The 25,215-nt window shown below is 66.8% G+C and carries 24 protein-coding genes; 18 read left to right on the top strand and 6 right to left on the bottom strand.

What is annotated here, in order from left to right:
- The 3 genes from ACI8U3_RS11105 to ACI8U3_RS11115 form a co-directional block, all read left to right on the top strand.
- Positions 1-731 (top strand): DUF817 domain-containing protein (locus ACI8U3_RS11105; protein ID WP_415014941.1); only part of this gene is annotated, 731 nt, incomplete at its 5' end.
- A gap of 96 nt (positions 732-827) precedes the next feature.
- Entirely contained in the window at positions 828-1,865 is a 1,038-nt protein-coding gene (locus ACI8U3_RS11110; protein ID WP_415014942.1) for an SPFH domain-containing protein, read from the top strand.
- Positions 1,866-1,868: 3 nt separating this feature from the next.
- Positions 1,869-2,327 carry an NfeD family protein gene (locus tag ACI8U3_RS11115; RefSeq protein WP_415014943.1) on the top strand — a complete coding sequence of 153 codons (459 nt, stop codon included), beginning with the start codon at positions 1,869-1,871 and terminating at the stop codon, positions 2,325-2,327.
- Between the two features lie 12 nt (positions 2,328-2,339).
- Here the strand turns inward: ACI8U3_RS11115 and rnhA are convergent, their stop codons facing one another.
- Positions 2,340-2,786, bottom strand: a complete 447-nt coding sequence (rnhA, locus tag ACI8U3_RS11120; protein ID WP_415014944.1) for a ribonuclease HI — start codon at positions 2,784-2,786, stop codon at positions 2,340-2,342.
- Positions 2,787-2,974: 188 nt separating this feature from the next.
- Here rnhA and ACI8U3_RS11125 point away from each other — a divergent pair, with 188 nt between their 5' ends.
- From ACI8U3_RS11125 to hflX, 11 genes are all read left to right on the top strand, one after another.
- The gene (locus ACI8U3_RS11125; RefSeq protein ID WP_415014945.1) at positions 2,975-4,291 is read left to right on the top strand and encodes a replication-associated recombination protein A; all 1,317 of its coding nucleotides are present in this window, start codon (positions 2,975-2,977) and stop codon (positions 4,289-4,291) included.
- Positions 4,288-4,659 carry a VOC family protein gene (locus ACI8U3_RS11130; protein WP_415014946.1) on the top strand — a complete coding sequence of 124 codons (372 nt, stop codon included), beginning with the start codon at positions 4,288-4,290 and terminating at the stop codon, positions 4,657-4,659. The genes ACI8U3_RS11125 and ACI8U3_RS11130 overlap by 4 nt, the downstream gene beginning before the upstream one ends.
- A gap of 59 nt (positions 4,660-4,718) precedes the next feature.
- On the top strand, positions 4,719-5,093 hold the full coding sequence (locus ACI8U3_RS11135) for a DUF1622 domain-containing protein (protein WP_415014947.1): 375 nt from the start codon (positions 4,719-4,721) through the stop codon (positions 5,091-5,093).
- A 66-nt stretch (positions 5,094-5,159) separates the two neighbouring features.
- Complete coding sequence (locus ACI8U3_RS11140) at positions 5,160-5,621, top strand: hypothetical protein (RefSeq protein ID WP_415014948.1); 462 nt, start codon at positions 5,160-5,162, stop codon at positions 5,619-5,621.
- A 207-nt stretch (positions 5,622-5,828) separates the two neighbouring features.
- Positions 5,829-6,560, top strand: coding sequence for an RluA family pseudouridine synthase (locus ACI8U3_RS11145; RefSeq protein ID WP_415014949.1), 732 nt, complete (start codon positions 5,829-5,831; stop codon positions 6,558-6,560).
- 9 nt (positions 6,561-6,569) lie between these two features.
- On the top strand, positions 6,570-7,580 hold the full coding sequence (gene dusB, locus ACI8U3_RS11150; protein ID WP_415014950.1) for a tRNA dihydrouridine synthase DusB: 1,011 nt from the start codon (positions 6,570-6,572) through the stop codon (positions 7,578-7,580).
- A 52-nt stretch (positions 7,581-7,632) separates the two neighbouring features.
- Entirely contained in the window at positions 7,633-9,903 is a 2,271-nt protein-coding gene (locus ACI8U3_RS11155) for an ATP-binding protein (protein ID WP_415014951.1), read from the top strand.
- A gap of 9 nt (positions 9,904-9,912) precedes the next feature.
- On the top strand, positions 9,913-11,331 hold the full coding sequence (locus tag ACI8U3_RS11160; RefSeq protein WP_415014952.1) for a sigma-54-dependent transcriptional regulator: 1,419 nt from the start codon (positions 9,913-9,915) through the stop codon (positions 11,329-11,331).
- Complete coding sequence (locus ACI8U3_RS11165) at positions 11,331-12,194, top strand: D-amino-acid transaminase (protein ID WP_415014953.1); 864 nt, start codon at positions 11,331-11,333, stop codon at positions 12,192-12,194. Before ACI8U3_RS11160 ends, ACI8U3_RS11165 begins: the two co-directional genes overlap by 1 nt.
- 112 nt (positions 12,195-12,306) lie before the next feature.
- On the top strand, positions 12,307-12,552 hold the full coding sequence (gene hfq / locus ACI8U3_RS11170) for an RNA chaperone Hfq (RefSeq protein ID WP_409693268.1): 246 nt from the start codon (positions 12,307-12,309) through the stop codon (positions 12,550-12,552).
- A complete protein-coding gene (hflX, locus tag ACI8U3_RS11175) occupies positions 12,553-13,857 on the top strand; it encodes a GTPase HflX (RefSeq protein WP_415014954.1) in 1,305 nt (434 codons plus the stop codon).
- Here hflX and ACI8U3_RS11180 read toward each other — a convergent pair.
- Entirely contained in the window at positions 13,854-14,306 is a 453-nt protein-coding gene (locus ACI8U3_RS11180) for a tRNA (cytidine(34)-2'-O)-methyltransferase (protein ID WP_415014955.1), read from the bottom strand. The two genes, hflX and ACI8U3_RS11180, sit on opposite strands and share 4 nt — an antisense overlap.
- A 193-nt stretch (positions 14,307-14,499) precedes the next feature.
- Between ACI8U3_RS11180 and petA the strand changes: the two genes are divergently transcribed.
- Genes petA through ACI8U3_RS11195 form a run of 3 tightly spaced genes read left to right on the top strand, consistent with a single transcriptional unit; the run spans position 14,500 to position 17,260 of the window.
- Positions 14,500-15,042, top strand: a complete 543-nt coding sequence (gene petA / locus ACI8U3_RS11185) for a ubiquinol-cytochrome c reductase iron-sulfur subunit (protein WP_415014956.1) — start codon at positions 14,500-14,502, stop codon at positions 15,040-15,042.
- A gap of 20 nt (positions 15,043-15,062) precedes the next feature.
- Positions 15,063-16,373, top strand: coding sequence for a cytochrome b (locus tag ACI8U3_RS11190; protein ID WP_415014957.1), 1,311 nt, complete (start codon positions 15,063-15,065; stop codon positions 16,371-16,373).
- Between the two features lie 35 nt (positions 16,374-16,408).
- Positions 16,409-17,260 (top strand): cytochrome c1, encoded by an 852-nt coding sequence (locus tag ACI8U3_RS11195; protein ID WP_415015033.1) that lies wholly within the window; start codon positions 16,409-16,411, stop codon positions 17,258-17,260.
- An 81-nt stretch (positions 17,261-17,341) separates the two neighbouring features.
- Here ACI8U3_RS11195 and ACI8U3_RS11200 read toward each other — a convergent pair whose 3' ends face one another.
- Genes ACI8U3_RS11200 through ACI8U3_RS11210 form a run of 3 tightly spaced genes read right to left on the bottom strand, consistent with a single transcriptional unit; the run spans position 17,342 to position 22,258 of the window.
- Positions 17,342-18,199 carry a DsbA family protein gene (locus tag ACI8U3_RS11200; RefSeq protein ID WP_415014958.1) on the bottom strand — a complete coding sequence of 286 codons (858 nt, stop codon included), beginning with the start codon at positions 18,197-18,199 and terminating at the stop codon, positions 17,342-17,344.
- A 16-nt stretch (positions 18,200-18,215) separates the two neighbouring features.
- Complete coding sequence (locus ACI8U3_RS11205; protein ID WP_415014959.1) at positions 18,216-19,661, bottom strand: M48 family metalloprotease; 1,446 nt, start codon at positions 19,659-19,661, stop codon at positions 18,216-18,218.
- A 53-nt stretch (positions 19,662-19,714) separates the two neighbouring features.
- Positions 19,715-22,258 (bottom strand): Rne/Rng family ribonuclease, encoded by a 2,544-nt coding sequence (locus ACI8U3_RS11210; RefSeq protein WP_415014960.1) that lies wholly within the window; start codon positions 22,256-22,258, stop codon positions 19,715-19,717.
- Positions 22,259-22,742: 484 nt separating this feature from the next.
- Here ACI8U3_RS11210 and ACI8U3_RS11215 point away from each other — a divergent pair, with 484 nt between their 5' ends.
- Positions 22,743-23,924, top strand: a complete 1,182-nt coding sequence (locus ACI8U3_RS11215) for an N-acetylmuramoyl-L-alanine amidase family protein (RefSeq protein WP_415014961.1) — start codon at positions 22,743-22,745, stop codon at positions 23,922-23,924.
- 5 nt (positions 23,925-23,929) lie between these two features.
- On the opposite strand, the gene ACI8U3_RS11220 is transcribed toward ACI8U3_RS11215, so the two are convergent.
- Positions 23,930-24,508, bottom strand: a complete 579-nt coding sequence (locus ACI8U3_RS11220; protein ID WP_415014962.1) for a hypothetical protein — start codon at positions 24,506-24,508, stop codon at positions 23,930-23,932.
- Between the last annotated feature and the right edge of the window lie 707 nt (positions 24,509-25,215).

Here is a 25,215-nt window from a genome sequence, read left to right on the forward strand (position 1 = left end):
AGGGCTGGGCCTGTTTGTTCGGCGGACTGATGCTGGTCCTGCTGCTGGGCACCTATCTGTTCTATCCCGATGACGCGCCGCTGGCCCGGTACGACTTTCTGGTTATCGGCGCGGTGGCGATCCAGGCGGCCATGCTGCTGCTGAAGTTGGAGAGCTGGGACGAGGCGAAGGTGATCTTCGTCTTCCACATCGTCGGCACGATCATGGAGCTGTTCAAGACGGCCGCGGGCTCGTGGATCTATCCCGAACCCAGCCTGCTGCGGATCGGCGAGGTGCCGCTGTTCTCGGGCTTCATGTATGCGGCTGTGGGCAGCTACATCGCCCGCATCTGGCGCATCTTCGACATCCGGTTCACGGGCTATCCGCCGCTGTGGACCACCTGGCTGCTGGCGGCGGGCATCTATGTGAACTTCTTCGCCCACCACTGGACGGTGGACATTCGCTGGGGCCTGTTCGCCTTGACGGCGGTGCTGTTCTGGCGCGGGCGGTTCTATTTCACGCCGGACCGGACGCGGCGCTGGATGCCCATTCTGCTGGGGTTCTTTCTGGTGGCCCTGTTCATCTGGGTGGCGGAGAACGTGGGCACCTTCTCGCGGGCGTGGATCTATCCGGATCAGGCGGACGGCTGGGCGCCGGTGTCCCTGGCCAAGCTGGGCAGCTGGTATCTGCTGATGATCATCAGCGTGGTGCTGGTGTCGCTGGTGCACCGGCCGCAGGCGGAGCCCAGATAACGCGCCAGATGACGCGGATGTAATCTTTCCCGTTCCGGTTTCGATGGTCTCCCGGTTCCCGGCGCCTTAACCTGCCTGCACAAAGGGAGGCTGCTCATGGGTTTGTCCGTATTCGCGATCGTGCTGGTGGTCATGGCCATCGCCCTGGCGTTCAGCGTCATCAAGATCGTGCCGCAGGGGCGCGAGTTCACCGTGGAGCGGTTCGGGAAATACACCCGCACCCTGAGCCCCGGCATCAGCTTCCTGACGCCCTTCGTCGAGGGCATCGGGCGGCGCATGAACATGATGGAGCAGGTCCTGGACGTGCCCCAGCAGGAAGTCATCACCAAGGACAACGCCATGGTGAAGGTGGACGCCATCGTCTTCATCCAGGTGATGAGCGCATCGGCGGCGGCCTACCGGGTCGATGACCTGAACTACGCCATCACCCAGCTGTGCTCGACCAACCTGCGCACCGTGGTGGGCTCCATGGAGCTGGACGAGGTGCTGTTCCAGCGGGACAGCATCAACTCGCGCCTGCTGACCGTGATCGACGCGGCCACCGAGCCGTGGGGCGTCAAGGTCAACCGCATCGAGATCAAGGACCTGACCCCGCCGGTGGACATCACCAACGCCATGGCCCGCCAGATGAAGGCCGAGCGCGAGCGGCGCGCCATCATCACCGAGGCGGACGGCGAGAAGCAGGCCGCCATCGCCCGCGCCGAGGGCGCCAAGCAGGCCGCGATCCTGGAGGCCGAGGGCCGCAAGGAAGCCGCCTTCCGCGACGCCGAGGCCCGCGAGCGGGAAGCCGAGGCCGAGGCCCGCGCCACCGCCATGGTGTCCCAGGCCATTGCGGCGGGCGACGTCAACGCCATCAACTACTTCGTGGCCCAGAAATACGTGGAGGCCTTCGCCGAGCTGGCCCGCAGCCCGCAGCAGAAGACCGTCATCGTCCCCGCCGAGATGGGCGGACTGGTCGGCACCATCGCCGGTCTGGGCGAACTGGTGGGGCTGGCGAAGGACCAGCAGCAGGACCGCCGCGACGATCGCCAGGCGTCTCGCCCGGCGCCGCGTCCGACCACCACGAACTCGCCCCCGCCGCCCCAGACCGCTCCGCGCCGTCCGCGCGGCGGGTCTGTCCCCAGCACGGAGTAGGTCATGGACTGGCTGATCGATCTGTATTCGGCCCAGCCGTTCTGGATCTGGCTGGCCATCGGCGTGGCGCTGCTGGCCGTGGAGGTCACCATGACCACCGAATGGCTGCTGTGGCCCGCCGCCGCCGCCGGGGTGGTGGCGGTGCTGACCGCCCTGGGCCTGCCGCTGGGCGGGGCCGGGGAGCTGATCGTCTTCGCCCTGCTGACGGTGGTGTTCACCGTTCTGGCGCGGCGGTTCATCAAGCGGATCAATCCGGGCGATGCGGCGGACATCAACGACCGCGACAGCCGGCTGGTGGGCCAGCGGGCCCAAGTGGTCCAGGCCTTCGCCGAGGGGCGCGGCCGGGTGTTCATCTCGGGGTCCGAATGGCCCGCCGAGATCGACGGCGAGGCGCCCATGGTTGGGCAGGCCGTGGTGGTGGAATCGGTGATCGGATCGCGCCTTAAGGTGCGGGCGGTCTAGCCAGATCGGACGCTAGCCTTTCAGCTCATCCACGCCCCGGTTGGCCAGGGCGTCGGCGCGTTCGTTCCACTCATGACCGGCGTGGCCCTTGACCCAGCGCCAGCGCACGTCGTGGCGGGCGCGGGCGGCGTCGAGGCGCTTCCACAGGTCCTCGTTCTTGACCGGCTTCTTGTCCGCCGTCTTCCAGCCCCGGGCCTTCCAGCCGTGGATCCACTGCTCGATGCCCTGCATGACGTATTTGCTGTCGGTGTGCAGCTCGACCTTGCAGGGGCGCGTCAGGGCCTCCAGCGCCTGAATGGCGGCCATCAGCTCCATGCGGTTGTTGGTGGTCAGCTTTTCGCCGCCCCACAGCTCTTTCTCGCGCTCGCCCCAATGCAGCACAGCGCCCCAGCCGCCGGGACCGGGATTGCCGCGACAGGCGCCGTCGGTGTGGATGATGACGTGGGACAAGATCTGCATTCACCCGCGAGCAGCGGAATCGCTGCAGGGCCTGATAGCAGGAGACGACCGGTGATCCATCTCCACCGCCGAGAAATCGATGAGGATTTCGCCAGTACTGACCGCGCTGGCGTCCCGGCAGGGCGAAACAGCCGAATGCAGGAAACTCGCGACGTGACGGTTCTGGCCGTAGACCCTATCTGTCATCCATGAGTGATCTGTTTGAAGCCTCCGGCGTCCATCCCCCTGACGCACCCCTGGCCGATCGCCTGCGCCCGCGTTCGCTGGACGAGGTGGTGGGCCAGGATCATCTGCTGGGCGAGGGTGGGCCGATCCGCCGCATGATTGAGGCCGGGCGTCTGGGCTCCATGATCCTGTGGGGCCCGCCGGGCACGGGGAAGACCACCATCGCCCGTCTGCTGGCCCAGGCGGCGGGCTATCAGTTCCAGCAGATCAGCGCGGTGTTCTCCGGCGTCGCGGACCTGAAGAAGGCGTTCGAGACCGCGCGCGGGCGCCGCGCCGCCGGTCAGTCCACCCTGCTGTTCGTGGACGAGATCCACCGTTTCAACCGCGCCCAGCAGGACGGCTTCCTGCCTTTCGTGGAGGAAGGGATCGTCACCCTCGTGGGCGCCACCACCGAGAACCCGTCCTTCGAGCTGAACGGCGCGCTGCTGTCCCGCTCGCAGGTGTTCGTGCTGAAACGGCTGGACGACGAGGCGCTGGATCAACTGTTGATGCGGGCTGAGGCGCAGGAGGAGAAGGACCTGCCCCTGACCCCCGAAGCGCGCCATGCCCTGCTGGCGCTGGCGGACGGGGACGGCCGCTACCTGCTCACCATGTCCGAGGTGCTGTTCGGCCTGGCCGGCGGCGAACCGTTGGACGTCCAGGCCCTCGCCGGCACGCTGCAGAAGCGCGCCCCCGCCTACGACAAGAGCCGCGAAGAGCACTACAACCTCATATCAGCCTTGCATAAATCCGTTCGCGGGTCGGACCCGGACGCCGCCCTCTACTGGCTGGCGCGCATGCTGAACGGCGGCGAGGATCCTCTCTATCTGGCCCGCCGGATCGTGCGCATGGCGGTGGAGGACATCGGCGAGGCGGACCCCCTGTCGATCCTCGTCGCCAATGCGGCCAAGGACACCTACGATTTTCTCGGCAGCCCCGAAGGCGAACTGGCCCTGGCCCAGGCGGTGGTCCATCTCGCCACCGCGCCCAAGTCGGTCGGCGTCTATGAGGCTTACAAGGCCGCGTCGAAAGCCGCCCGCGAAACCGGCAGCCTCATGCCCCCCGCCCACATCCGCAACGCGCCCACCAAGCTGATGAAGGACCTCGGCTACGGCAAGGGCTACCAGTACGACCCCGACACGCCGGAGGGGTTCTCGGGCGCCAACTACTTCCCCGACGAGATGGAGCGCCGCGTCTTCTACAAGCCGAAAGGCGAGGGCCACGAGGCGAAGGTCAGGGAGCGGCTGGAGCGGTGGGCGCAGATGCGCGGCGGCGTGAAAGGGGAAGGTGAGGCCCAATGAATCTCAATCAGGTCACCGTCGAGGTCGCCGACATCGCGCGCGCCGCGGCCTTCTATCAGCGCCTGGGCCTGGAGCTGATCGTATCGACGGATCACTACGCACGCCTCCTCTGTCCGGGCGGCGCGACATTTTCGGTGCACCTGGCTGACGCCATCAAGCCGGGCGGCACGCTCATCTATTTCGAGTGTGAGGATCTGGAAAGTCGAGCTGCGAGATTGAAAGCCGATAGCGTGGTGTTCGATAGTGATCCCGCCGATCAGCGCTGGTTATGGCGCGAGGCCCGATTGCGCGATCCGGACGGGAACCGACTGTGTCTTTACTTCGCGGGCGAGAACCGGGTGGATCCGCCGTGGCGGCTCAAGGCCTGAGCGGCGCGAGCTACTGCTGGGAACACTGAACCCCGTTCCTCCGGACACGTTAGGCCCGGATGGAGCCTGAAAGCCTCAAGAGCGTCGTCCTGTGGCTGGCAACCGGCGTCGAACTGCTGGCCGTGGTCATCATCGCCGCCGCCGTGGTGGAGGCTGTGGTCCGCGTGGTGGCCGCCTTCAACGCCGAACTGCACCCGCAGGGGCGCACCTATCCGGCCTTGCACAAGAAGGAGGAGATCCGGTTGCGGCTGGGCCGCTGGCTGGTGCTGGGGCTGGAGTTCCTGCTGGCCGCCGACATCCTCAAGACCGCCGTGGCGCCGACCTGGACGGAGATTGGGCAACTGGCGGCCATCGCTGCCCTGCGCACGGCCCTGAACCATTTTCTGCGCCGCGAGATCGAGCATGCGCGCGGTCGTCCCGAGAGTGACGACTGATAACCGTTGCCGTTTGCTGAAATCGGCGTAGCGTCCGCCCATCGGAAGTTCTTGTGGGAGGGAATGATGACCGATGGAACGCTGGGCGCCTCGCCCGTTCGTAAGACCCCGTGGCATCTGTGGGTGGTGGGGATCGTCTCGCTGCTCTGGAACGGCTTCGGGGCTTTCGACTTCGTGATGACCACCACGCGGGGCGAAGCCTACATGCGCGAGATGGGCTTCTCGCAGGCCATGATCGACTACTATCTGGCCATGCCGACGTGGATGTGGGGGCCCTGGATCCTGGGCGTCTGGGGCGCGGTGATCGGTTCGATCCTGCTGCTGCTGCGCAACAGGCTGGCTGTTCCGGCCTTCGCCCTGTCGCTGCTGGGCGCGGTCGTCAGCCTGATCTACGGCAAATTCATCAACCCGCCGCCGTTGCCGCCCGAGATGGCGATGATGAGCTGGATGCCGTTCGTCATCGTCGTGATCGCCGCCTTCCTGGCCTGGTACGCCTGGACCATGGGCAAGAAGGGCGTTCTGCGGTAGGTCCGTCCCTCTCCCGGTGGGAGAGGGCTGCGCGCACGGATGCGCCAGCATCCGTCCTTCGCGCGCAGGGTGAGGGTCCGGTGCATCCCGTGTAGACAGCCGACCCTCATCCCCCGCGCAAACACGAAGACACTTCGCGTCCTCGTGCGCGGGTTCCCCCGTCTCCCATCGGGAGAAGGGTCATGCCGAGCCGCAGGTCAGAGTGATTTGAGTTTCCAGCCGCCCGTCACCCTGTCCGATCAGGACATCGCCGCCGTTCGTTCGTGGGTCATCCACGAGGACGCGCACGTGATCGCCTTTGACAAGCCTTCCGGCCTGTCCAGCCAGGGCGGACGCATCAAGGCGCATACCCTCGACGACCTGCTTTGGGCCTTCGCCCGGTCCAACGGCAAGCGGCCCGATCTCGTGCACCGGCTGGACCGGGACACCTCCGGCGTCATTCTGGCGGGCAAGACCAAGCCGGCCACGGCCTTTCTGGGCAAGGCGCTGCAGGCCAAGCGGTTCCGCAAGACCTATCTGGCCCTGATCGAGTCCGCGCCGGACTCGCGCGGCGGCGAGATCGACGCCCACCTGCTGCGGCAGGAAGTGGGCCGCGAAAGCCACATGCGCGTGGTTGAGGAGGGGACGCCCGGCGCCCAACCCTCGCGCACCCGCTACCGCACCCTCTCCGCCAACGATCAGGGCGCCCTGATCGAGCTGGAGCCCATGACCGGGCGCATGCACCAACTGCGGGTGCACATGGCGCACATCGGGCGGCCGCTGGTGGGCGACGCACGCTATGGCGGGCCCCTGACCTTCTCCGGCGGGGCGGCCCCGCGCCTGATGCTGCATGCCGCCCGGCTGACCTTCCCGCATCCGGAGGGTGAAACCCTCACGGTCGAGGCGCCGCTTCCGGCCGATTTCCGCGCCCTGATGGACCGCGCGAGCCTGAGCCTCTAGATCACCGACATGAAGGGCAAGCTTCAGATCGGCGACGTCACTGTGCCCGGCCGGGTGCTGACCGCGCCCATGACCGGCATCACGGACCTGCCGTTCCGGCGCGTGGCCTCGGCGCTGGGCGCGCCTTATGTGGCCACCGAGATGGTCGCCGCCGCCGAGCTGGCCCGCGCCCGCCCCGACGTAGTGCGCCGCGCCGCGGTGGGGGAGGGCCTGCCCCTGACGGTGATCCAGCTGGTGGGCCGCGACCCGGGCAGGATGGCCGAGGGCGCCGCCATGGCCGAGCGCGCGGGCGCCGACATCATCGACCTGAACTACGGCTGTCCGGCCAAGGAGGTCACGGGCGTGGCCTCAGGCTCGGCCCTGATGCGCGATCTGGATCTGGCCTGCGCCATCATCCAGGCGGTGGTGAAGGCCACGTCGCGGCCCGTGACGGTGAAGATGCGTCTCGGTTGGGACGACGCCAGCCGCAACGCGCCCGAGCTGGCCCGCCGGGCCGAGGCGCTCGGGGTGCAGGCCGTCACCGTCCACGGCCGCACCCGCAAGCAATTTTATACGGGAGAGGCCGATTGGGACGCCGTGGGCGAGGTGAAGGCGGCGGTCTCCATTCCGGTCATCGTCAATGGCGACATCCTGACCCCCGCCGACGCCCGCGCGGCGCTGGCGGCGTCCGGCGCCGACGCAATCATGCTGGGGCGGGGCATCTATGGGCGCCCCTGGCTGGCGGCCCATCTGGACGCGGCCCTGAACGGCGACCCGGCGGCGGCCGAGCCGGATGCGGAGGCCCGTCTGGCCATCGTGCTCGACCATTTCCGCCAGACCCTGGCTTTTTACGGCGAGGGGCTGGGCCTGAAGATGTTCCGCAAGCATCTGGGCTGGTACATCGAACAGGCGCCCTGGCCGGCTTGTCCGCTGGAGCGGCGCCAGGCCAAGGCGCGCCTGTGTCGTCTGGAAAGCCCCGAGGCGGTGGAGGCGGCGCTCTCGGACCTTTGGGCGCCGCCAGGACTCCAGAGAGTGGCGTAATTCCGCAACATTTGTGTTGAGTTCTCGCCACAGCGCGGCCTAACCTCGGGCCATGACCGACCGCGCGCCCGAACATAGCCGCATCGGAGAAGAGCCGGCCGACACCCTCGGCGGTCGCCTGCGCGAGCTGTGGGCTCGCGCCGGGCAGAACCGCGGACGCTCGCTTTTCTGGATCGCCTATGCGGTCGCTGCCGTGGTGACCGGCGCGGGCGTGTGGCTGGTGGCGGCCGCGCCAGGCGTGGACAGCGGCCAGGGCGGGGCGCAGGCGGCGGCCAGCCGGGCCGTGCTGCTCATCCTTCTGGCCAATCTGGTGCTGATCGTCTTTCTCGCGCTGGTGGTGGGTCTGCGTGTGCTGGACCTTCTGCGTGAGCGGGTGAGCGACGCGGGCGCGCGCCTGCACCTGAGGTTCGTCACCCTGTTCTCCCTGGTGTCGGTGGTGCCGGCCATCCTCATCGCCATCGCCTTCGGGGTTCTGGTCAACCGCGGCGTGGACCAGTGGTTCAGCGACAATGTTCAGTCGGCGGTCAGAAACGGCGCCGATATCGGCCGGGCCTATGTGCTGGACGTGCAGACCGACATGGAGCGTGACCTGGCCACGATTTCGAATGAGCTGGGCGGCGAGGTGCGAGAGGTGTTCCCCAACCGCATCCAGTTCTCCGGCGCCCTGACCCAGATCGCGGGTTTCTTCGGCTATCCGGCAATCTATATCCTGAACGGTGAGGGCGAGGTGCTCGCCAGGGGCGAGACGCCCGGCGCGCCGCCCTATCTGGGCCCGCCGTCTTCGGCCCTGCGCACAGCCGCCGCCGGCGAGGAGGCGGCGGTGGAGGCCACCCAGAATCCCGACGCCATACGCATCCTCTATCCGTTGCCCGACTATGGCGACGCTTATCTTTACATGGTGCGCCCGCTGGTGCCGGGCCTCATCGGCAAGATGAACACCTCAATCGAGTCCATCGAAGCGTATCGCGAGGCGGAAGAGAGCCGAGCCCGCATCCAGGCGGCCTTTGCGCTCAGCTATGTGGAAACGGCGCTGCTGGTGCTCGTGGGCGCGGTTTGGCTCGGGCTGGCCGCTGCAAACGCCATCTCGCGGCCGGTGGCGCGCCTGGTTCAGGCTGCGGACAGGGTCGCGGAGGGCGATCTGTCCGCGAGGGTGGACTCCACGGGCGACCCGGAGGAAATCGCGGTCCTTGGCCGCGCCTTTAACCGCATGACCGGAGATTTGCAGGCCCAGCAATCGGCCCTCAAGGCCGCCAGCGAGGAGGCGCAGGCTCGCAGCCTGTTCATTGAAACCGTCCTGTCCGGCGTCAGCGCCGGGGTCATCGGTCTGGACAGGAAGGGCCGCATCTCGGCCATCAACGACAGCGCCCTTCAACTGCTGGCCATTGATGAGCCCAAGGTGCTGGGCAAGGCGCTGGCGAAGGTGGCGCCGGAACTGGGTGATCTGGTCGCGCGGGGCGAGGCTCGCGTGGATGAGGAGATCGACGTCACGCGTGAAAGCGAAACCCTGCGTCTGCGCGTGCGCGTCGAAGGCGGGCTTGGCGGCGAAATGGTTCTGACCTTCGATGACATCACCCGACTGGTCACGGCCCAGCGTAACGCCGCCTGGAAGGACGTGGCCCGCCGTATCGCCCACGAGATCAAGAACCCGCTGACGCCCATTCAGCTCTCGGCCGAGCGTCTTCGGCGCAAATACCGGTCCCAGGTGGCCGATGACGTGGACACCTTCGACCGATGCACCGAAACCATCATCCGGCAGGTGGGCGACATCGGCCGCATGGTGGACGAATTCTCCTCTTTCGCCCGCATGCCCGCCCCCCGGTTCGCGCCCGAGGACGCCGCCGAGCTGTTGCGCGAAGCCGTCTTCGCTCGCCGGGTCGCCGATCCCGAGATCGTTTTCGATCTGATCGAGCCGACTCCCGACGCGATCGTGCACTGCGACGGCCGCATGGTGGCCCAGGCGCTGACCAACCTGCTCAAGAACGCAGGCGAGGCGGTCTTGGCCGCGAGGGCGCAGGGCCGCAAGGCAGCCGGCGGGGTCTCGGCGGCGCTCGAGATCGAGGACGGCAAGGCCACCTTCATCATTGAGGACGACGGCGTGGGGCTACCGGAAAAGGATCGTGACCGGCTGATCGAACCCTATGTCACCACCCGCGAAAAGGGGACGGGTCTGGGTCTGGCCATCGTCAAGCGCATCTGCGAGGACCACGGCGGCGACTTGAAGCTGGCCGACGCCCAGCGGCTCAAGGGCGCGCGCTTCTGCATGATCATTCCCCTTCAGATTTCCAATTCATCAGGCGCCGGGCAGCCGGCGCCGGAGCGATAGCGAGGCGATATGCGAGTCACCCCTGGCGGCGCCGACGTCCTGGTCGTCGATGACGAGGCGGATATCCGCGATCTGGTTTCCGGCCTTCTTGAGGACGAGGGCCACGCGGTGCGCACCGCGTCCAACTCCGAGGAGGCGTTGGCTGCCATCCGGGCGCGCAAGCCGTCCCTGCTGGTGCTGGACATCTGGATGCAGGGCGGCGGCATGGACGGGCTGGAGCTGCTGGACCTGGTCATGCAGCTGGACGGCGACCTGCCGGTGGTCATGATCTCCGGCCACGGAAACATCGAGACCGCCGTCAGCGCGCTGAAGCGCGGCGCCTATGATTTCCTCGAGAAGCCGTTCAAGTCCGATCGCCTGATCCTTGTGGTGGAACGGGCGCTGGAGGCCTCGACCCTCAAGCGCGAGAACCGGCGCCTGCGGGCCAAGGCCTTCGTGCCGACCGGTTTGATCGGATCGTCAAATGCGGCGCAGCAATTGCGCTCGACCATCTCGAAGGTGGCGCCGGCCAACAGCCGCGTCCTGGTGGCTGGACCGCCCGGATCGGGCAAGGAACTGGTGGCCCGCCAGATTCACGATGGCAGTCCCCGCGCCCGCTCCGAGTTCGTCGCCATCTCGGCTGCGGGCATGACGCCCGAGCGGCTGGACGTGGAATTGTTCGGCGAGGAAGGCGAGGGTGGTCGGCCCTCCAAGATCGGCGTGTTCGAGCGCGCCCACAACGGCACCCTGTATCTGGACGAAGTGGGCGACATGCCCCGCGAGAGCCAGAGCCGCATCCTGCGTGTTCTGGTCGAGCAGCGTTTCCGCCGCGTGGGTGGGGACACTGACGTTCAGGTGGATGTGCGCGTCATCACCTCCACCTCGCGCGACCTGCGCCACGAGATTGCCGAAGGTCGTTTCCGTGAGGACCTGTTCCACCGCCTGAATGTGGTGCCGATCCGGGTGCCGCCCCTGTCCGAGCGCCGGGACGACATCGGCGAATTGGTCAACTACTTCATTGACACCCTGTGCGAGTCCCAGGGGCTGCCGCGCCGCATCCTCAGCGACGACGCCCTGGCGGTGCTGCAGGTCCACGACTGGCCCGGAAACGTGCGCCAGTTGCGCAACAACGTAGAGCGCCTGCTGATCCTGGCCACCGGCGACGCGTCCGAGCCCATCACCGCCGATATGCTGCCGCAGGAGGTGTCCAGCACCGGAGGGGCTTCATCCCTGGGCGCCGAGCGGGTCATCGCCCTGCCGCTGCGTGAGGCTAGGGAGGTGTTCGAGCGGGAGTATCTGACCGCGCAGATCATGCGGTTCGGCGGAAATATCTCGCGCACCGCCGCCTTCATCGGCATGGAAAGATCGGCGCTGCACAGAAAGCTGAAATCGCTGGGCGTGGCGCCCGTTCGCGGCGGCGGCGAGGACGAGGAAGGGAACGGGGACTGATGTCCAGGGTCGCTTACGTCAACGGCGTCTATCGGCCCCACGGCCAGGCGGTGGTCCATGTGGAGGACCGGGGCTTCCAGTTCGCCGACGGCGTCTATGAGGTCTGGTCCGTGGCGGACGGTCGCCTGGCCGATTTCGATGGCCACATGACCCGCCTGTTCCGTAGCCTCGGCGAACTCCGCATCGATCCCCCGATGAGCCGCGAGGCCCTGACCCGCGTGCTGCGCGAGACCGTGCGCCGCAACCGGGTGCGGGACGGCATCGTCTATCTGCAGGTCACCCGCGGCACGGCGCGCCGCGATCATCCGTTCCCGCCGCCGGGCACGCCGCCCAGCGTCGTGGTCACCGCCAAGTCCATGAACTTCGATGCGCTTGACGCCAAGGCCGCCAAAGGCATCACGGTCCTGACCCAGCCGGACAACCGCTGGGGCCGCTGCGACATCAAGACGGTGGGCCTGCTGCCCAACGTGCTGGCCAAACAGGCGGCGCTGGACGCCGGCGCCGGCGACGCCTGGCTGGTGGACGAGATGGGGCTGGTCACCGAGGGCACGTCCAACAACGCCTGGATTGTGGACAAGGACGGCGCGCTCAGGACCCGCGACATCCAGGCCAACATCCTTCGCGGGATCACACGCCAGACCCTGATGGAGATCGTCAAGGACGAGGGCCTGACCATCGACGAGCGGCCCTTCAGCGTTGAGGACGCCAAACAGGCGCGCGAGGCCTTCGTCACCTCCGCCTCCGCCTTCGTGCTGCCGGTGGTGGGCATCGACGGGGCGAAGATCGGCGATGGAAAGCCCGGGCCACTGGCGAAACGCCTACGCGATCTCTATCTGGACAAGACCCGCGACGAGGCGATCTAGATCGTTGCCGTCGCGCCTGCACGCGGGCTAGGGTTCGGTGGACGGCGCATCCGTCGTCTCCGGCCGCCTCCCCGGCCGCGGTGATCAACAACGAAGACAGGACAAACCTGCCATGTCGCAAGACAAGAGACAGAACCTACAGGACGCCTTCCTGAACAGCGTTCGCAAGACCAAGACCCCGCTGACGATCTTTCTGGTGAACGGCGTGAAGCTGCAGGGCATCGTCACCTGGTTCGACAACTTCTGTGTGCTTCTGCGTCGCGACGGCCAGTCCCAGCTGGTCTACAAGCACGCCATCTCGACCATCATGCCGTCGGCGCCCGTGCAGTTGTACGAGCCCGAGGCGGATGAGGACTGATTGACCTCCAAATTCATCGACCACGCCCCCGAGGTTCAGCGCGCGATCGTCATTCACCCTGACGGTCGCGGCGCCTCGGCGCGCCTTGCCGAGCAGCGGCTGGAAGAGGCCGTGGGTCTGTCGGCCGCCCTGGACCTTGACGTGCGTGCCGCGGAGGTGGCCCGCGTGCGCCGGGTCGTGCCCGCCACCCTGTTCGGCATGGGCAAGGTGGACGAGATCGCCGCCCTGATCCGCGCCGCCGAGGCCAATGTGGTGGTCATCGACGACGCCCTGACCCCGGTGCAGCAGCGCAATCTGGAGAAGGCGTGGGAGGTCAAGGTCATCGACCGCTCGGGCCTGATCCTCGAAATCTTCGGCCGCCGGGCCCGCACCGCCGAGGGGCGGCTGCAGGTGGAGTTGGCGCGTCTGGACTACGAGCGCTCGCGGCTGGTGCGCACCTGGACCCACCTGGAGCGTCAGCGCGGCGGCACAGGCTCCACCGGCGGCCCCGGCGAAACCCAGATCGAGCTGGACCGGCGCATGATCGCGGACCGCATGGACAAGCTGAAGGCCGAACTGGAGGAGGTGCGCCGCACCCGCGCCCTGCACCGCAAGGCCAGAAAGCGCGTCCCGTTCCCGTCCGTGGCGCTGGTGGGCTACACCAATGCGGGCAAGTCGACGCTGTTCAACAGGCTGACGGGTTCCGAGGTCCTGGCAAAGGACCTGCTGTTCGCCACTCTGGACACCACCCAGCGCACCATCCGCCTGCCCCAGGGCCGTCCGGCCATCATCGCCGACACGGTGGGCTTCATCTCGGACCTGCCCCACGAGCTGGTGGCCGCCTTCCGGGCCACGCTGGAGGAGGTGGGCGAGGCAGACCTGATCCTGCACGTGCGCGACATCGCCAGCACCGACACCGAGGCCCAGCGCCGGGACGTGGAGCAGGTGCTGGAGCAGATCCCCGTGCCCGAGGGCCGCTCCCGCCGGGTGCTGGAGGTCTGGAACAAGATCGATCTTTTGTCCGATGAGGACCGCGAGGCCGTGCTGGGGCAGGCCGCCCGCCAGCTTCATGAAGGCAAGGCCGTCGCCGTGTCCGCCTGGACGGGGGAGGGGATCGAGTCCCTTCGCGAGGCCATCGCCGCCCAGATCGACGACGAGCCGGAAACCCGCCTGACCCTGGCCCCCGAACAGGGCGAGGCCCTGGCCTGGCTGTACGAACACGGCCGCGTCACCTTCCGAGACACCGACGCCGAGGGCCGCGTCCACCTGGTGGTCAAACTCCCCGCCGCCGCCCTCGGCCGCTTCGAACAGCGCTTCGGCCTTTAGACCGGCAATCCGCTCGTCTGCCTCAGCGCCTCGAACAGAGCGATCGCCGCCGAGGTCGCCAGGTTCAGGGAACGGGCTTCGGGGCGAATCGGAATGAACAGCCGTGCATCGGCCGCTTCATGCACGAAATCGGGCGCCCCGGCGGTCTCGCGCCCGAACAGCAGGCGGTCGTCCGGACGAAAAGCGAAGTCGCTCATGACCTGGGCCGCCTTCGTCGTGAACAGAATCAGTCGCCCCGGCTGGCCGGCGTCGCCATAGGCGTCCCAGTCGTCATGCACGGTCATGTGGGACAGGGGACCGTAATCCAGGGCCGCGCGCTTCATGGACCGGTCGTCCAGAGCGAAGCCGGTTGGCCGGATCACGTCCAGCGGAACCCCGAAACAGGCCGACAATCGGATGCAGGCCCCCACGTTCTGGGGAATGTCAGGTTGAAAAAGGGCGAGACGCATTCTAAGGCCCTCATACGCGCGGGGCGGGGCCTTGTCGCGGCCTTAATTGCGAACGTTTCTCATGAAGCGTCAGCGACTTGCGGCGAACCGCCGCAAACCGGGGCCGAGGCATGGACTGAACGGTCCCGCAGGGTTTACGCACCACTGCGTCGTTCTGTTCCGGATCGGCGCTGGGTTCTGCAGAGGTGAGACATTGGCCGAATCGGTCGTGCATCCTGAAGGCGAAGGGCAAGACGCCACTCGTCGTGATTTCATTCACATCGCCGCGGGGGCCGCTGCGGCCGGCGCCGGCGTGGCTGCGGTCTGGCCGCTGATCAACCAGATGAACCCGGCGGCCGACACCCTGGCCCTGGCGTCCATCGAGTTCGACCTGACCAAGGTTCAGGAAGGCCAGCAGGTGGTGGTCAAGTGGCAGGGCAAGCCGGTGTTCGTGCGTTACCGCACCCCGGCCGAGGTCGAGGCCGCCCGCGAAACCCCCATGAACGCCCTGAAGGACCCGCAGGCCGACACGGACCGCGTGATCGAGGGGCATGAGCAGTATCTTGTGCTCGTGGGCTCCTGTACGCACCTGGGTTGCGTGCCGACCTTCGGCACCGGCGACTTCGGCGGCTGGTTCTGCCCCTGCCACGGCTCGCACTACGATACCTCGGGCCGTATCCGCAAAGGCCCGGCGCCCACCAACCTGGTGGTGCCGGAGTATGAGTATCTGAGCGACACCCGGATCCGGATCGGCTGAGCGCGGACGTAAGAGAGATCATGAGCGACCACGAATCCACCTACGTCCCCAAGACCGCTTTCGAGCGGTGGATGGACAGCCGCCTGCCGATCATCCGTTTCGGCGCGGATTACATGAGCCTGCCGACCCCCAGGAACCTGAATTACTGGTGGACCTTCGGCGGCATTCTGATGCTGTGCCTGGGCATACAGATCGTCACCGGCATCGTGCTGGCCATGCACTATGTGCCCAACACCGAAATGGCGTTCCAGTCGGTTGAACGCATCATGCGCGACGTGAACGGGGGCTGGCTGGTCCGCTATGTCCACGCCAACGGCGCCTCGATGTTCTTCATCGCCGCCTACATCCACATGGCTCGGGGGCTGTACTACGGCTCGTACAAGGCGCCGCGCGAGATGATCTGGATCGTCGGCTGCCTGATCTTCTTCCTGCTGATCGGCACGGCGTTCCTGGGCTATGTGCTGCCCTGGGGCCAGATGTCCTTCCACGGCGCGGTGGTGATCACCAATCTGATCGGCTCCATCCCGATCGTCGGCGGTCCGATCCTGACCTGGCTGCAAGGCGGTCCGGCCATCGACAACGCGACCCTGAACCGCTTCTTCTCGCTGCACTATCTGCTGCCGTTCGTCATCGCCGGTTGCGTGGTGCTGCACCTGTGGGCCCTGCACCACGCCGGCCAGAACAATCCGGTCGGGGTCCTGATCCCCAAGGACCGTCAGGCCAAGGACACCCTGCCTTTCCACCCGTACTACACGGTCAAGGACGGTTTCGCGGTCATCCTGTTCCTGCTGCTGTTCTCGTACTTCGTGTTCTTCAACCCGAACGCCCTGGGCCACGCCGACAACTACATCCCGGCCAACCCGCTGGTGACGCCCGCGCACATCGTGCCGGAATGGTACCTGCTGCCGTTCTACGCGGTGCTGCGCGCCATTCCCGACAAGTTCGGTGGCGTTGTGGCCATGTTCGGCGCCATCGCGGTGCTGTTCGTTCTGCCCTGGCTGGACACGTCGCGAGTCCGCTCGATGCGCTATCGCCCGGTCATGAAGATCTTCTTCGTGCTGTTCATCGTGAACATGTTCATCCTGGGCTGGTGCGGCGCCGAGCTGCCGGACGCCCACGTGATCCCGGGGTTCTCGACCTTCACCCTGGTGGATGGCGATCTGAACAGCTTCCTGTGGCTGGGCCGACTGTCGACCCTGTTCTACTTTGCCTTCTTCCTGGTGATCATGCCGCTGGTGGGTCTGAGGGAGAAGCCGCTGCCCATCCCGGAATCCATTTCCGAACCCGTCCTGTCCTCGCCCGTCGAGGCCCACACCGAGAAGAAGGGTTGAGCGCGATGACGCGTCCTGTCGCCAAAGCCCCCCGCATGGCCGTGAAGGCCGCTGTCGCCGCCGTCGTCGCCGCCCTGGGCATGACCGCCGCTTCGCCCGTGCTGGCGGCCGGTGAGGCCAAGCACCCGCGCTCGGGTAATTTCAGCTTCGAGGGTCCGTTCGGCACCTTCGACCAGGGTCAGCTGCAGCGGGGCTACAAGGTCTACCGCGAGGTCTGCGCCGCCTGTCACGGCATGGACCTGCTGTCTTTCCGCAATCTGGGTGAAGAGGGCGGGCCGTTCTGGGATCCGCACGAGAGCAATCCCAACAACAACCGTTTCGTGCGCGCCCTGGCCGCCGAGTTCGAGATCGCCGACATCGATTCCGAGACCGGCGAGGCGATTCTGCGCCCGGGCACGCCCGCCGACGGCTTCCCGAACCCCTATCCGAACGCCACGGCCGCCGCTGCGGCCAACGGCGGCGCCTTCCCGCCCGACCTGTCGGTGATGGCCAAGGCCCGTCACGACGGCGCCAACTACATCTACTCGCTGCTGTCGGGCTATGAAGAGGCTCCCGAGGGCCTGCGCATCGCCTCGGGCCAGTACTACAATCCCTATATGGCCGGCGACATGACCCCCTTCTGGGAAGGCGACCCGGACCATGTGCCCTACGGCGGCTTCATCGCCATGCCGGCGCCTCTGCGGGCCGGTCAGGTGACCTATGACGACGGCACCGAGGCGACGGTCGATCAGATGTCGCGCGACGTGGCCGCCTTCATCGCCTGGGCCTCCGACCCGCGGGCAGTAGAGCGCAAGCGCACCGGCATGGCCGTGTTCATCTATCTGCTGCTGTTCGCCGGCATCACCTACGCCAGCTACCGCCGCATCTGGCGCAACGTGTCGCACTAAGGCGTCGCCAATCAGCCCAAAGAAATGAAGCCCGCGATCAGATGGTCGCGGGCTTCATTGATTCCGGAACCACCTCAGCCCCTATGGGGCGGATGCTGCCGTGTCCGCGCCGGCTGACGAGCCGGGCGCCGGCCCCGGACGAGCGGAATCACGCGCCTGGGCTATGGCCGCCGCCACGACGCGCGGATCGATACCGTCGGTGGCGCGTCCGTTGACGATGAAGGTCGGGGTGCCCTGCAGGTTCATACGCCGCGCCGTCTCATAGATCTGCGCCACGTGGGACTGGGCCTCGTCCGACTGGATGAAGACGCGGGCGGCGGCCATGTCCAGACCGGCTTCCTGCAGAACCCGGTCCACGGCCTCCACGTCCAGCGCCGGTTCGGCCATCAGGGCTTGGTGGACCTCCAGGTAGCGGCCCTGCGCATGGGCCGCCAGCGCGGCGCGAGCAGCGTAGTTGGACGTGGCGTCGTCGCCTCGGTCCAGGATCGGCCACTCCTTGAAGACGAAGCGAACGTCGGGATTGGACTGGATCAGCTCCAGAAGGCCCGGCGACACGGACTTGCAGCCCGGGCAGCGGTAGTCGAAGAACTCGATCACCGTCGCGGTGGCCTGCTCCGGGGCCGGCCCCACCGCAGGATCGCGAGGATCATGGGCGATCAGGGAGGGATCGGCGGTGATGGCCGCATTGATCGCCTCATTGCCCGCCGCCTGCTGCTGGACCTGCCGGGCCTGCAGCATCTCTTCCAGAACCTCGGGGTTGTTCAGCAGATAGGCGCGCACACGGCCGTCGAAGTCGCCGCCGGTCAGGAAGGGCAGGGCCGAGACGCCCAGCGCGACCACCGACACGCCCAGAGCCACGGCGCCCAGTCGCGGATCGCGGAGCCAGCCGCCGGAACGGTCAGAAGGGCGCCCGGCCGGGCGGTCGGCGTCGTCGGTCATGGAAACTCCTGAAGACTCAGTGCTGATGCGCCGGGGCGTGCGACAGGCGACGGGACGTCACCTCTTCACGCAGGGACCGTGGCCGTTCTTCCTGACGCCGATCCAGATCCTGCAGATCCTCGGGCGTGGCCCCGGAGGCGAGGACGATGTCCACGGCCCGTCGCCATTCGATCGTGCCGGGTTCCAGCATGTCCCTGGCCCGCAGGGCGAACTGTGTCGCCTGACGCTGCTGGCCTACCGAGAAGTGATACTCCGCCGAGGCCAGCCGCGCTTCGCCCTCGAGGCCGAGGCTCGCATAGGCCTGGGACATCAGGCGCCAGGCCATGGGATTGTTGGGCTCATCGATGGTGGCGCGGCGCAATTCGGTGATGGCCCGGTCGAGCACCGTCTCATCATTGGTCTCAATGAGGGCGTGGGCCAGATTGATTCGCAGAAGGGGCGCATCTTCAGGCATGAGCTGAACTGCGCGCTCGTGTGCGGGGGCCGCGTCCGCAGGCGACCCGGCCTCGAACAGGATCTGGCCCTTCAGTTCCCAGTAGTAGGGGTTCTCAGGGTCCTCCGCGATCAGGGCGTCCACCGCCTCGACCGCACGTGCGGTTTCCCCCTGGCGATACCAGGCGATCGCACGGGCGTAGCGCGCGGGCAGGGAGGTGTCGCTTTCGCGGTACTTGCGGAACGTCTGCGCCGGCGGGTTCAGGAACGCCTCGATCTTCGCCAGCATGAGCGCGTGCTGGTCAGCCCACTGCGCCGGCTCCGCTGCGTTATAGTTGGGCAGGTTCTCAACCGGCCGCCGCAGGTTCTCGATCCGCCGCGATGACAGAGGGTGACTGCGGAAATAGGGATAGCGACGGGCGTCGGAGAACACTTCCTGCGCCCGGAACTCCTCGAAGAACTCAACCAGGCCGCGCGCAGACAGTCCCGCGCGATCCAGGGCCTGGGCGCCGGTCAGATCCGCTTCGCCCTCCTGGCTCTGCATGTACTGCAGGGCCCCGATGGTGCCGAAATAGCCTGAGCTGCCCAGCAGGGCCGCGCCGGCATCTGGCGCGCCGGCGGCGATGGCCAGGGCCCCAAGGGCCATGGACACCAGGAACGGCTGCATGCCCGCATCCGAGGCGCCGTCCCGCAGGGTATGGCGGTTCTTGATGTGGCCCGCCTCGTGGGCGATCACGCCGAGCAGCTGCCCCGGAGTGTCCGTCTCCAGGATCAGGCCGGTGTGAAAGCCCATGATCTGTCCGCGCGTGGCGAAGGCGTTCAGCGTCGGGTCGTTGATCAGCAGGATGGTGACGTCGTCCGGCTCCAGACCCATGGAGTCCAGCACCGGATCAGACCATTCACGGATGATGGCCTCGACCTCGGTATCCCGAATGATCGACTGGGCGGAGGCGGAATCGGCGGCGCCCAGTCCGGCGGTGACCGCCACTGCAGCTGCGACGCCGGACAAGAGACGACGAGGCCAGGCCATGTGCGAACTCCTCGACTACGCCCCCGCGTTCAACCCAATCTAGCGATCCCGGCTCATCGGCGCCACCACCCGCGCTTGGGTTTGGTCGGCGGCGCCGAAATCTGGGCGTCATCCGCCTCGATCAACGCGGCGACGTCGACTTTGGCTTCCGGCTCCGGCTGAGAGGCCGGTTGCGCAACCACGGGCTCGGGCGTCGGTTCCGGCGCAGGCGCGGCCTGGGGTGCGGCGGGCTCCGGCTCAGGCTGCGTCGCCTGCACGAGGGCCTCGTCCGCAACGGGGGTATCGACCGTTGGGGTCTCCGGCGTCTCGCCAGCCACGTCGGCGGCCGGCTTGCGGCGGACGCGCCGGCGCTTGGGCGCTTCGACGGCGTCCGCGACCGGGGCGGACACGGCGTCCGGCTCCACCTGGGGTTTCGCCTCTTCAGGCGTCATGCCTTCGGACGCAGCGCGGGCCTTGGCGGCCTCATGACGGCTGCGGCGCGGCTGCTTGGGCTTTTCGGTCCGCTCCTCACGCTCTTCACGCTCGGGCCGTTCGGCGCGTTCGGGACGTCCGCCCTCCATCAGGTCCAGCGGATTGAACCAGACGTAAGGATCCTGGACCGACGGCGTGCGGCCGCGCACCCAGGTGTAGGAATCGCGATCGCCTTCTTCGCGCGACCGCCGACCGCCACGACGTCCACGGCGACGGCGACGGCCGCCTTCGTCGTCATTGCTGGCGGCCTCGAAGGTCTCGCCTTCGCGCGCCGGAGCGGAGCCGGACTCGTCGTCCTCGCCGCCACGTCCGCCGCGCCGACGACGGCGCCGGCGACGGCCCCGGCCTTCGCCGCTGTCGTCATTGCCGTCGCGCGCCTCGCTGCGCTGGCCGCCGTCACGATCAGAGTCGTCGTCCTCGTCGGACTCCTCGTCCTCGAATTCGTCCTCATCGCCGTCGTCCTCGACCGCCAGATCATCGAAATCATCGGCGGGAGCGGGGGCGGTGTCCTGATAAGGCGCCTCGAAGTCCTCATTGGTTTCGGTGCGTTCGATGACGTGCTCGTTCTGGGCCAGGCTGTCGTCCACGATCACATTGACGAACAGGCCGCGCTGCTGCTCCAGACGGCTCAGATAGGCGCGCTTGTGGTTCAGGACGTACAGGGCCACAGCCGTGCACAGACGCAGGTTGATGGATCCGGCGCCGCCCTTGCCCGCTTCGATGTCCACCAGACGCAGCGCCATCAGCGCCGCCGATTCCACCGAGCGGATGCGGCCGGCGCCCTGACAGTGAGGGCACACCTCGGTGGCGCCTTCCAGCACGCCGATGCGGCGACGCTGGCGGCTGATCTCCATCAGGCCGAAGACCGAAATCTTGCCCATCTGGATGCGGGCGCGGTCGGCGGCCAGGGCGTCCTTGAGCGCCTTTTCCACGGCGCGGTTGTTCTTGGACTCATCCATGTCGATGAAGTCGATGACCACCAGGCCGGCCAGGTCGCGCAGGCGCAGCTGGCGGGCGGCCTCCACGGCCGCTTCCATATTGGTCTTGTAGGCCGTCTGCTCGACGTTGCGCTCCTTGGTGGCGCGCCCCGAGTTGACGTCGATGGCCACCAGGGCCTCGGTCTGGTTGATCACCAGATAGCCGCCGGACTTCAGGGGCACCACCGGCTGGTGGATCTGGTGCAGGATGTCCTCGATGCCCTGGGCGGCGAACAGGGGCTTGGAACCCTTGTACAGGTGCACCTTCTTGGCCTGGGAGGGCATCAGCACGCGCATGAAGTCCCGCGCCTCGCGCCAGCCCTCCTCGCCCTCCACCTGGATGCCGTCGAAATCCTTGTCGAACATGTCGCGCACCGCGCGGCGGACAAGGTTCTCTTCCTCGTAGATCAGCGAGGGGGCGTTGGAGCTCAGGGTCGTCTCGCGAATCGTCTCCCACAGGCGCAGCAGATACTCGTAGTCGCGCTTGATCTCGGCCTTGGTGCGCTTGGCGCCGGCCGTGCGGATGATCAGGCCCATGCCCTTGGGCACTTCCAGGGCCGCCGCCGCCGCTTTCAGGCGCTTGCGGTCCGTGGCCTGGGTGATCTTGCGGGAGATGCCGCCGCCCTTGCCGGTGTTGGGCATCAGCACGCAGTAGCGGCCCGCCAGCGACAGCCAGGTGGTCAGGGCCGCGCCCTTGGCGCCGCGCTCGTCCTTGACGACCTGCACCAGCAGGATCTGGCGGCGCTTGATGACATCCTGGATCTTGTAGCGCCGCATCAGGCGACGCTTCAGGCGTTCTTCCTCGGCCGGACCGCCCTCGGACTCGTCGTCTGCGCTTTCACGCTCCAGATGCTCGTCGCCGTCGTCGTCCGTCTCGGCCATGATGGCTTCGCGGTCGGCGACCGGGATCTGATAGTAGTCCGGGTGAATTTCGTTGAAGGCCAGAAAGCCGTGGCGATTGCCGCCGTATTCCACGAAGGCCGCCTGCAGGCTGGGCTCTACGCGGGTGACCTTGGCCAGATAGATGTTGCCGCGCAGCTGTCGCCGCGCCTTGGATTCAAAATCAAATTCCTCGACCTGGCGGCCGTCCACGATAGCGACGCGCGTTTCTTCCGCGTGCGCCGCATCGATCAGCATTGTCTTCGACATTAAGGGTATCTCCAGGGCGCGCCGGTCCCCGGCCTTCCATGAGGAAGGCGCGAGCGGCTCGCCGGTATGACATGAGGGGCATGGCCCGCGTCGATCCATAGGCCGAGCGGACGCGGGCGCGAGGGGCGCCGGCTGCGTCGTCAGGCTGCGGGGAGACGGAAGGCGTCAGGCCCATGATTATTATCGTTGCTCCAAGACCGGTGCGCACGCGGCGCTTGCGGCCTCAGGTGAGCGAGTCGGCCGGATGGTCCGGAAAACCCGTCGGATAAGGCGGAAAAGGACCGTCCGCACACCTTCGCGGCGGACGACCTGTGCATAGCATAGTGATGCGCGAGCCGAATGGAAAGCGGCGTCCGCCTTAACCCGTTGCACACCACGATGTGGCATGATCGGGCCAAAGGTTCTGTTTCCGGTGGGTGCATCGCGCATGTCGCGAATGGTTGAAAGCTTTGCGGGGCAAGGAGGCGGCGTTCGGCGCGGCCTGTTGATCCTGGCTGCGCTGATCGTGTTTTCCGTCGCCGTCCTGGCGGCGAACACGGGTTTCGCCACCGGGGCCCAGGGCGATGTGCTGCGCGTGCGCTTCGGCGGCGACGCCGACCGGACCCGCATCGTCATCGATATGGAGCGCACCGCCAGTGGCAATCTGGTCGAGGCGGGGGAGGGCGGCCGCGTCGTCCTGAGCCTGTCCGGCGTGTCGGCCGGTCGCGGCGTGGAAGGGCGCGGCCTGGGTCTGGTGCGCGGCTACGCCATGCGCGGCGCGGGCGGCGGGGCCGAACTGACGCTGGATCTGGCGGGCGGGGCGGAGGTGGAGCGCCGCTTCCTGCTGCCACCCGGCGACGGGGTGAACCACTATCGCTATGTGGTGGACCTGAAGGCCACCGACGCCGTGATCGCCGCCCGGCCCGACCGCAATCCGCCCCGCTACACCGCGTCGGCCCAGGCGCGGACCCGGCCCCCGCTGATTGTCATCGACGCCGGCCACGGCGGGCACGATCCCGGAACCCTGGGCGGGCGCGTGAACGAAAGCGCCGTGACCCTGCAGGCGGCCCTGACCCTCAAAGATGAGCTTGAGCGCATCGGCGGCTATCGCGTCATGCTGACCCGCACCTCCGACGTCTATGTCACCCGGTCGCGCCGGGTTGCCATCGCGCGCGAGGCCGACGCCGATCTGTTCATTTCGCTGCACGCCGACGCGGGCAACGACAACACCACCCGCGGCGCCAGCGTCTACACTCTGTCGGAGCAGGGCTCGGCGCGGGCGATTCGCGTGGCCACGGGCCGTCAGGACTGGCACGCCGACCTGCAACTGCCGGGGCGTGACCCTTCCGTTGACCGCATCCTTCTGGACATGACCCAGCGGGCCACCCAGAACCGCTCGGCCCATGCCGCGCGCATTCTGTTGACCCATCTGGAAGGATCGGGCCACCCCATGCTGGGCCGCAGCCATCGGGACGCCAATTTCGAGGTGCTGCTGGCGCCCGACGTTCCGGCCCTGTTGCTGGAGATGGGCTTCATGACCAATCCGGACGACGAACAGCTTCTGACCGACGAAAGCGGCCGCCGACGGCTGATGCGCGCCGTGGCCCAGGGCATCGACCGCTATTTTGACCAGCCGGACGAGAGCGTGATGGTCGCGGGCGCCGGCCAGGCAGGCGGCGGACGCTAGCAAGGTCAGTTCGAAGGGACGGGTTTCCAGCAAGGGGCCAAGTCATTGACCAAGGCTTCCGACCAATTTGCGAGGACTCCTCCACGGCTTTCTATCGTGACCTCCACGTACTCGTGGTCGCCTTGACGGCTGCGCCCCCACAGAACGATCAGATCTCGATGCAAGGCAGGGATAGGTGGAGTTAGGTTTGCCCCCTGTGGTGCGACCGGTTGAAATCGGGAAAACCTGATGCTGGGAATTTGGATTCTCTCCATCCAGTCGATCAATCCGAAAACCTGCGGACACTCGGACATGTCTGCCCAAGAAATCGCGTTTTCAGACCGCCCAAGCAGAAATTCTCGACGAACGATCCAATTTGTCTGACCATCTCCCGTGCGAGAGAGCTGATAAAATGAATATCCTGCGGCTTCTTCGTCAATATCTCTTTCGATAATCGCGATTGCCTGTGGATTTTCATTTTGAATTCTCAGCATCTTCAATCTCTCTAGAAAATCAACATTATCTTCTGCGAGAGAAATGTTTGCGGTGGCGATGAGTGATACAGCGAGAATCAGACTATACAAGCGAGCGAAGACTACGGACATGGCTGACCCTCCGGATTGACTTCTGGTCCGGGGCTGTCGCTGCTTTGATCCGAATCGTTGGTGTAAATCCGAATTCGGAAAAGTGAGTTTGGTTCTTCAGAATTGTCGCGAGAAACCACGTACATTCTCAGCAAATTTCCGCGTCCAGATTCGCCTCCCACGTACTCGTAATACTGATTAAATAAATTCCAATCTCCCGCAGATGGCTCAGTTTGTGGGGAGGGGTGAGTATGTATGAATCCTAAAAGTGTGCCGGGCGTGATCACCGTATCATCAATAACGACAGTGCCAGCCATTTTCGGGCCGGGTGTAATAGGGCCGAGCCACACGTTACCAAACTCATCGCCATAAACCATTGCTCCGAACTCTCGTTCATAGAGCCCATCATCCTGCAGTTCTTCGGCTTTTGCATAGAATTCGGATAAGGCCTCCGCCGCAGCCGCATCGGCGTTCCATTCCAGGCGCGTTTCCGGGGCTATGCAGGGATCGTTGGGGCTGCCGGCGGCGTCCGGGTCTTCGGGAACTTCCTGCTGTTCATCCCCCCCTCACCGAGGCCTCCGCCGCCTCCGCCGAATGGACCCGTGCTGCCGGGCGGGCGGCGTTGCCCCACGATCAGTATACCCTCCACCGTGGTCGGTTCTGTCATTCGATCCTCCTGTCCCGGCATACAACGTCACCGAGCATAACGCCGAAGCCGTCACGAGGGG

This window comes from Brevundimonas sp., from assembly GCF_047617075.1.
Lineage (GTDB): Bacteria > Pseudomonadota > Alphaproteobacteria > Caulobacterales > Caulobacteraceae > Brevundimonas.

What these genes read in the sequence shown, in the direction of transcription:
- ACI8U3_RS11165 (WP_415014953.1), top strand. Translation starts at nt 11,331, where the DNA reads ATGTCCAGGGTCGCTTACGTCAACGGCGTCTATCGGCCCCACGGCCAG.
- dusB (WP_415014950.1), top strand. Translation starts at nt 6,570, where the DNA reads ATGAAGGGCAAGCTTCAGATCGGCGACGTCACTGTGCCCGGCCGGGTG.
- ACI8U3_RS11115 (WP_415014943.1), top strand. Translation starts at nt 1,869, where the DNA reads ATGGACTGGCTGATCGATCTGTATTCGGCCCAGCCGTTCTGGATCTGG.
- ACI8U3_RS11200 (WP_415014958.1), bottom strand. Translation starts at nt 18,199, where the DNA reads ATGACCGACGACGCCGACCGCCCGGCCGGGCGCCCTTCTGACCGTTCC.
- ACI8U3_RS11190 (WP_415014957.1), top strand. Translation starts at nt 15,063, where the DNA reads ATGAGCGACCACGAATCCACCTACGTCCCCAAGACCGCTTTCGAGCGG.
- ACI8U3_RS11195 (WP_415015033.1), top strand. Translation starts at nt 16,409, where the DNA reads ATGGCCGTGAAGGCCGCTGTCGCCGCCGTCGTCGCCGCCCTGGGCATG.
- ACI8U3_RS11205 (WP_415014959.1), bottom strand. Translation starts at nt 19,661, where the DNA reads ATGGCCTGGCCTCGTCGTCTCTTGTCCGGCGTCGCAGCTGCAGTGGCG.
- ACI8U3_RS11155 (WP_415014951.1), top strand. Translation starts at nt 7,633, where the DNA reads ATGACCGACCGCGCGCCCGAACATAGCCGCATCGGAGAAGAGCCGGCC.
- ACI8U3_RS11210 (WP_415014960.1), bottom strand. Translation starts at nt 22,258, where the DNA reads ATGTCGAAGACAATGCTGATCGATGCGGCGCACGCGGAAGAAACGCGC.
- ACI8U3_RS11160 (WP_415014952.1), top strand. Translation starts at nt 9,913, where the DNA reads ATGCGAGTCACCCCTGGCGGCGCCGACGTCCTGGTCGTCGATGACGAG.
- ACI8U3_RS11135 (WP_415014947.1), top strand. Translation starts at nt 4,719, where the DNA reads ATGGAGCCTGAAAGCCTCAAGAGCGTCGTCCTGTGGCTGGCAACCGGC.
- ACI8U3_RS11140 (WP_415014948.1), top strand. Translation starts at nt 5,160, where the DNA reads ATGACCGATGGAACGCTGGGCGCCTCGCCCGTTCGTAAGACCCCGTGG.
- ACI8U3_RS11110 (WP_415014942.1), top strand. Translation starts at nt 828, where the DNA reads ATGGGTTTGTCCGTATTCGCGATCGTGCTGGTGGTCATGGCCATCGCC.
- ACI8U3_RS11125 (WP_415014945.1), top strand. Translation starts at nt 2,975, where the DNA reads ATGAGTGATCTGTTTGAAGCCTCCGGCGTCCATCCCCCTGACGCACCC.
- hfq (WP_409693268.1), top strand. Translation starts at nt 12,307, where the DNA reads ATGTCGCAAGACAAGAGACAGAACCTACAGGACGCCTTCCTGAACAGC.
- ACI8U3_RS11180 (WP_415014955.1), bottom strand. Translation starts at nt 14,306, where the DNA reads ATGCGTCTCGCCCTTTTTCAACCTGACATTCCCCAGAACGTGGGGGCC.
- ACI8U3_RS11130 (WP_415014946.1), top strand. Translation starts at nt 4,288, where the DNA reads ATGAATCTCAATCAGGTCACCGTCGAGGTCGCCGACATCGCGCGCGCC.
- ACI8U3_RS11220 (WP_415014962.1), bottom strand. Translation starts at nt 24,508, where the DNA reads ATGTCCGTAGTCTTCGCTCGCTTGTATAGTCTGATTCTCGCTGTATCA.
- rnhA (WP_415014944.1), bottom strand. Translation starts at nt 2,786, where the DNA reads ATGCAGATCTTGTCCCACGTCATCATCCACACCGACGGCGCCTGTCGC.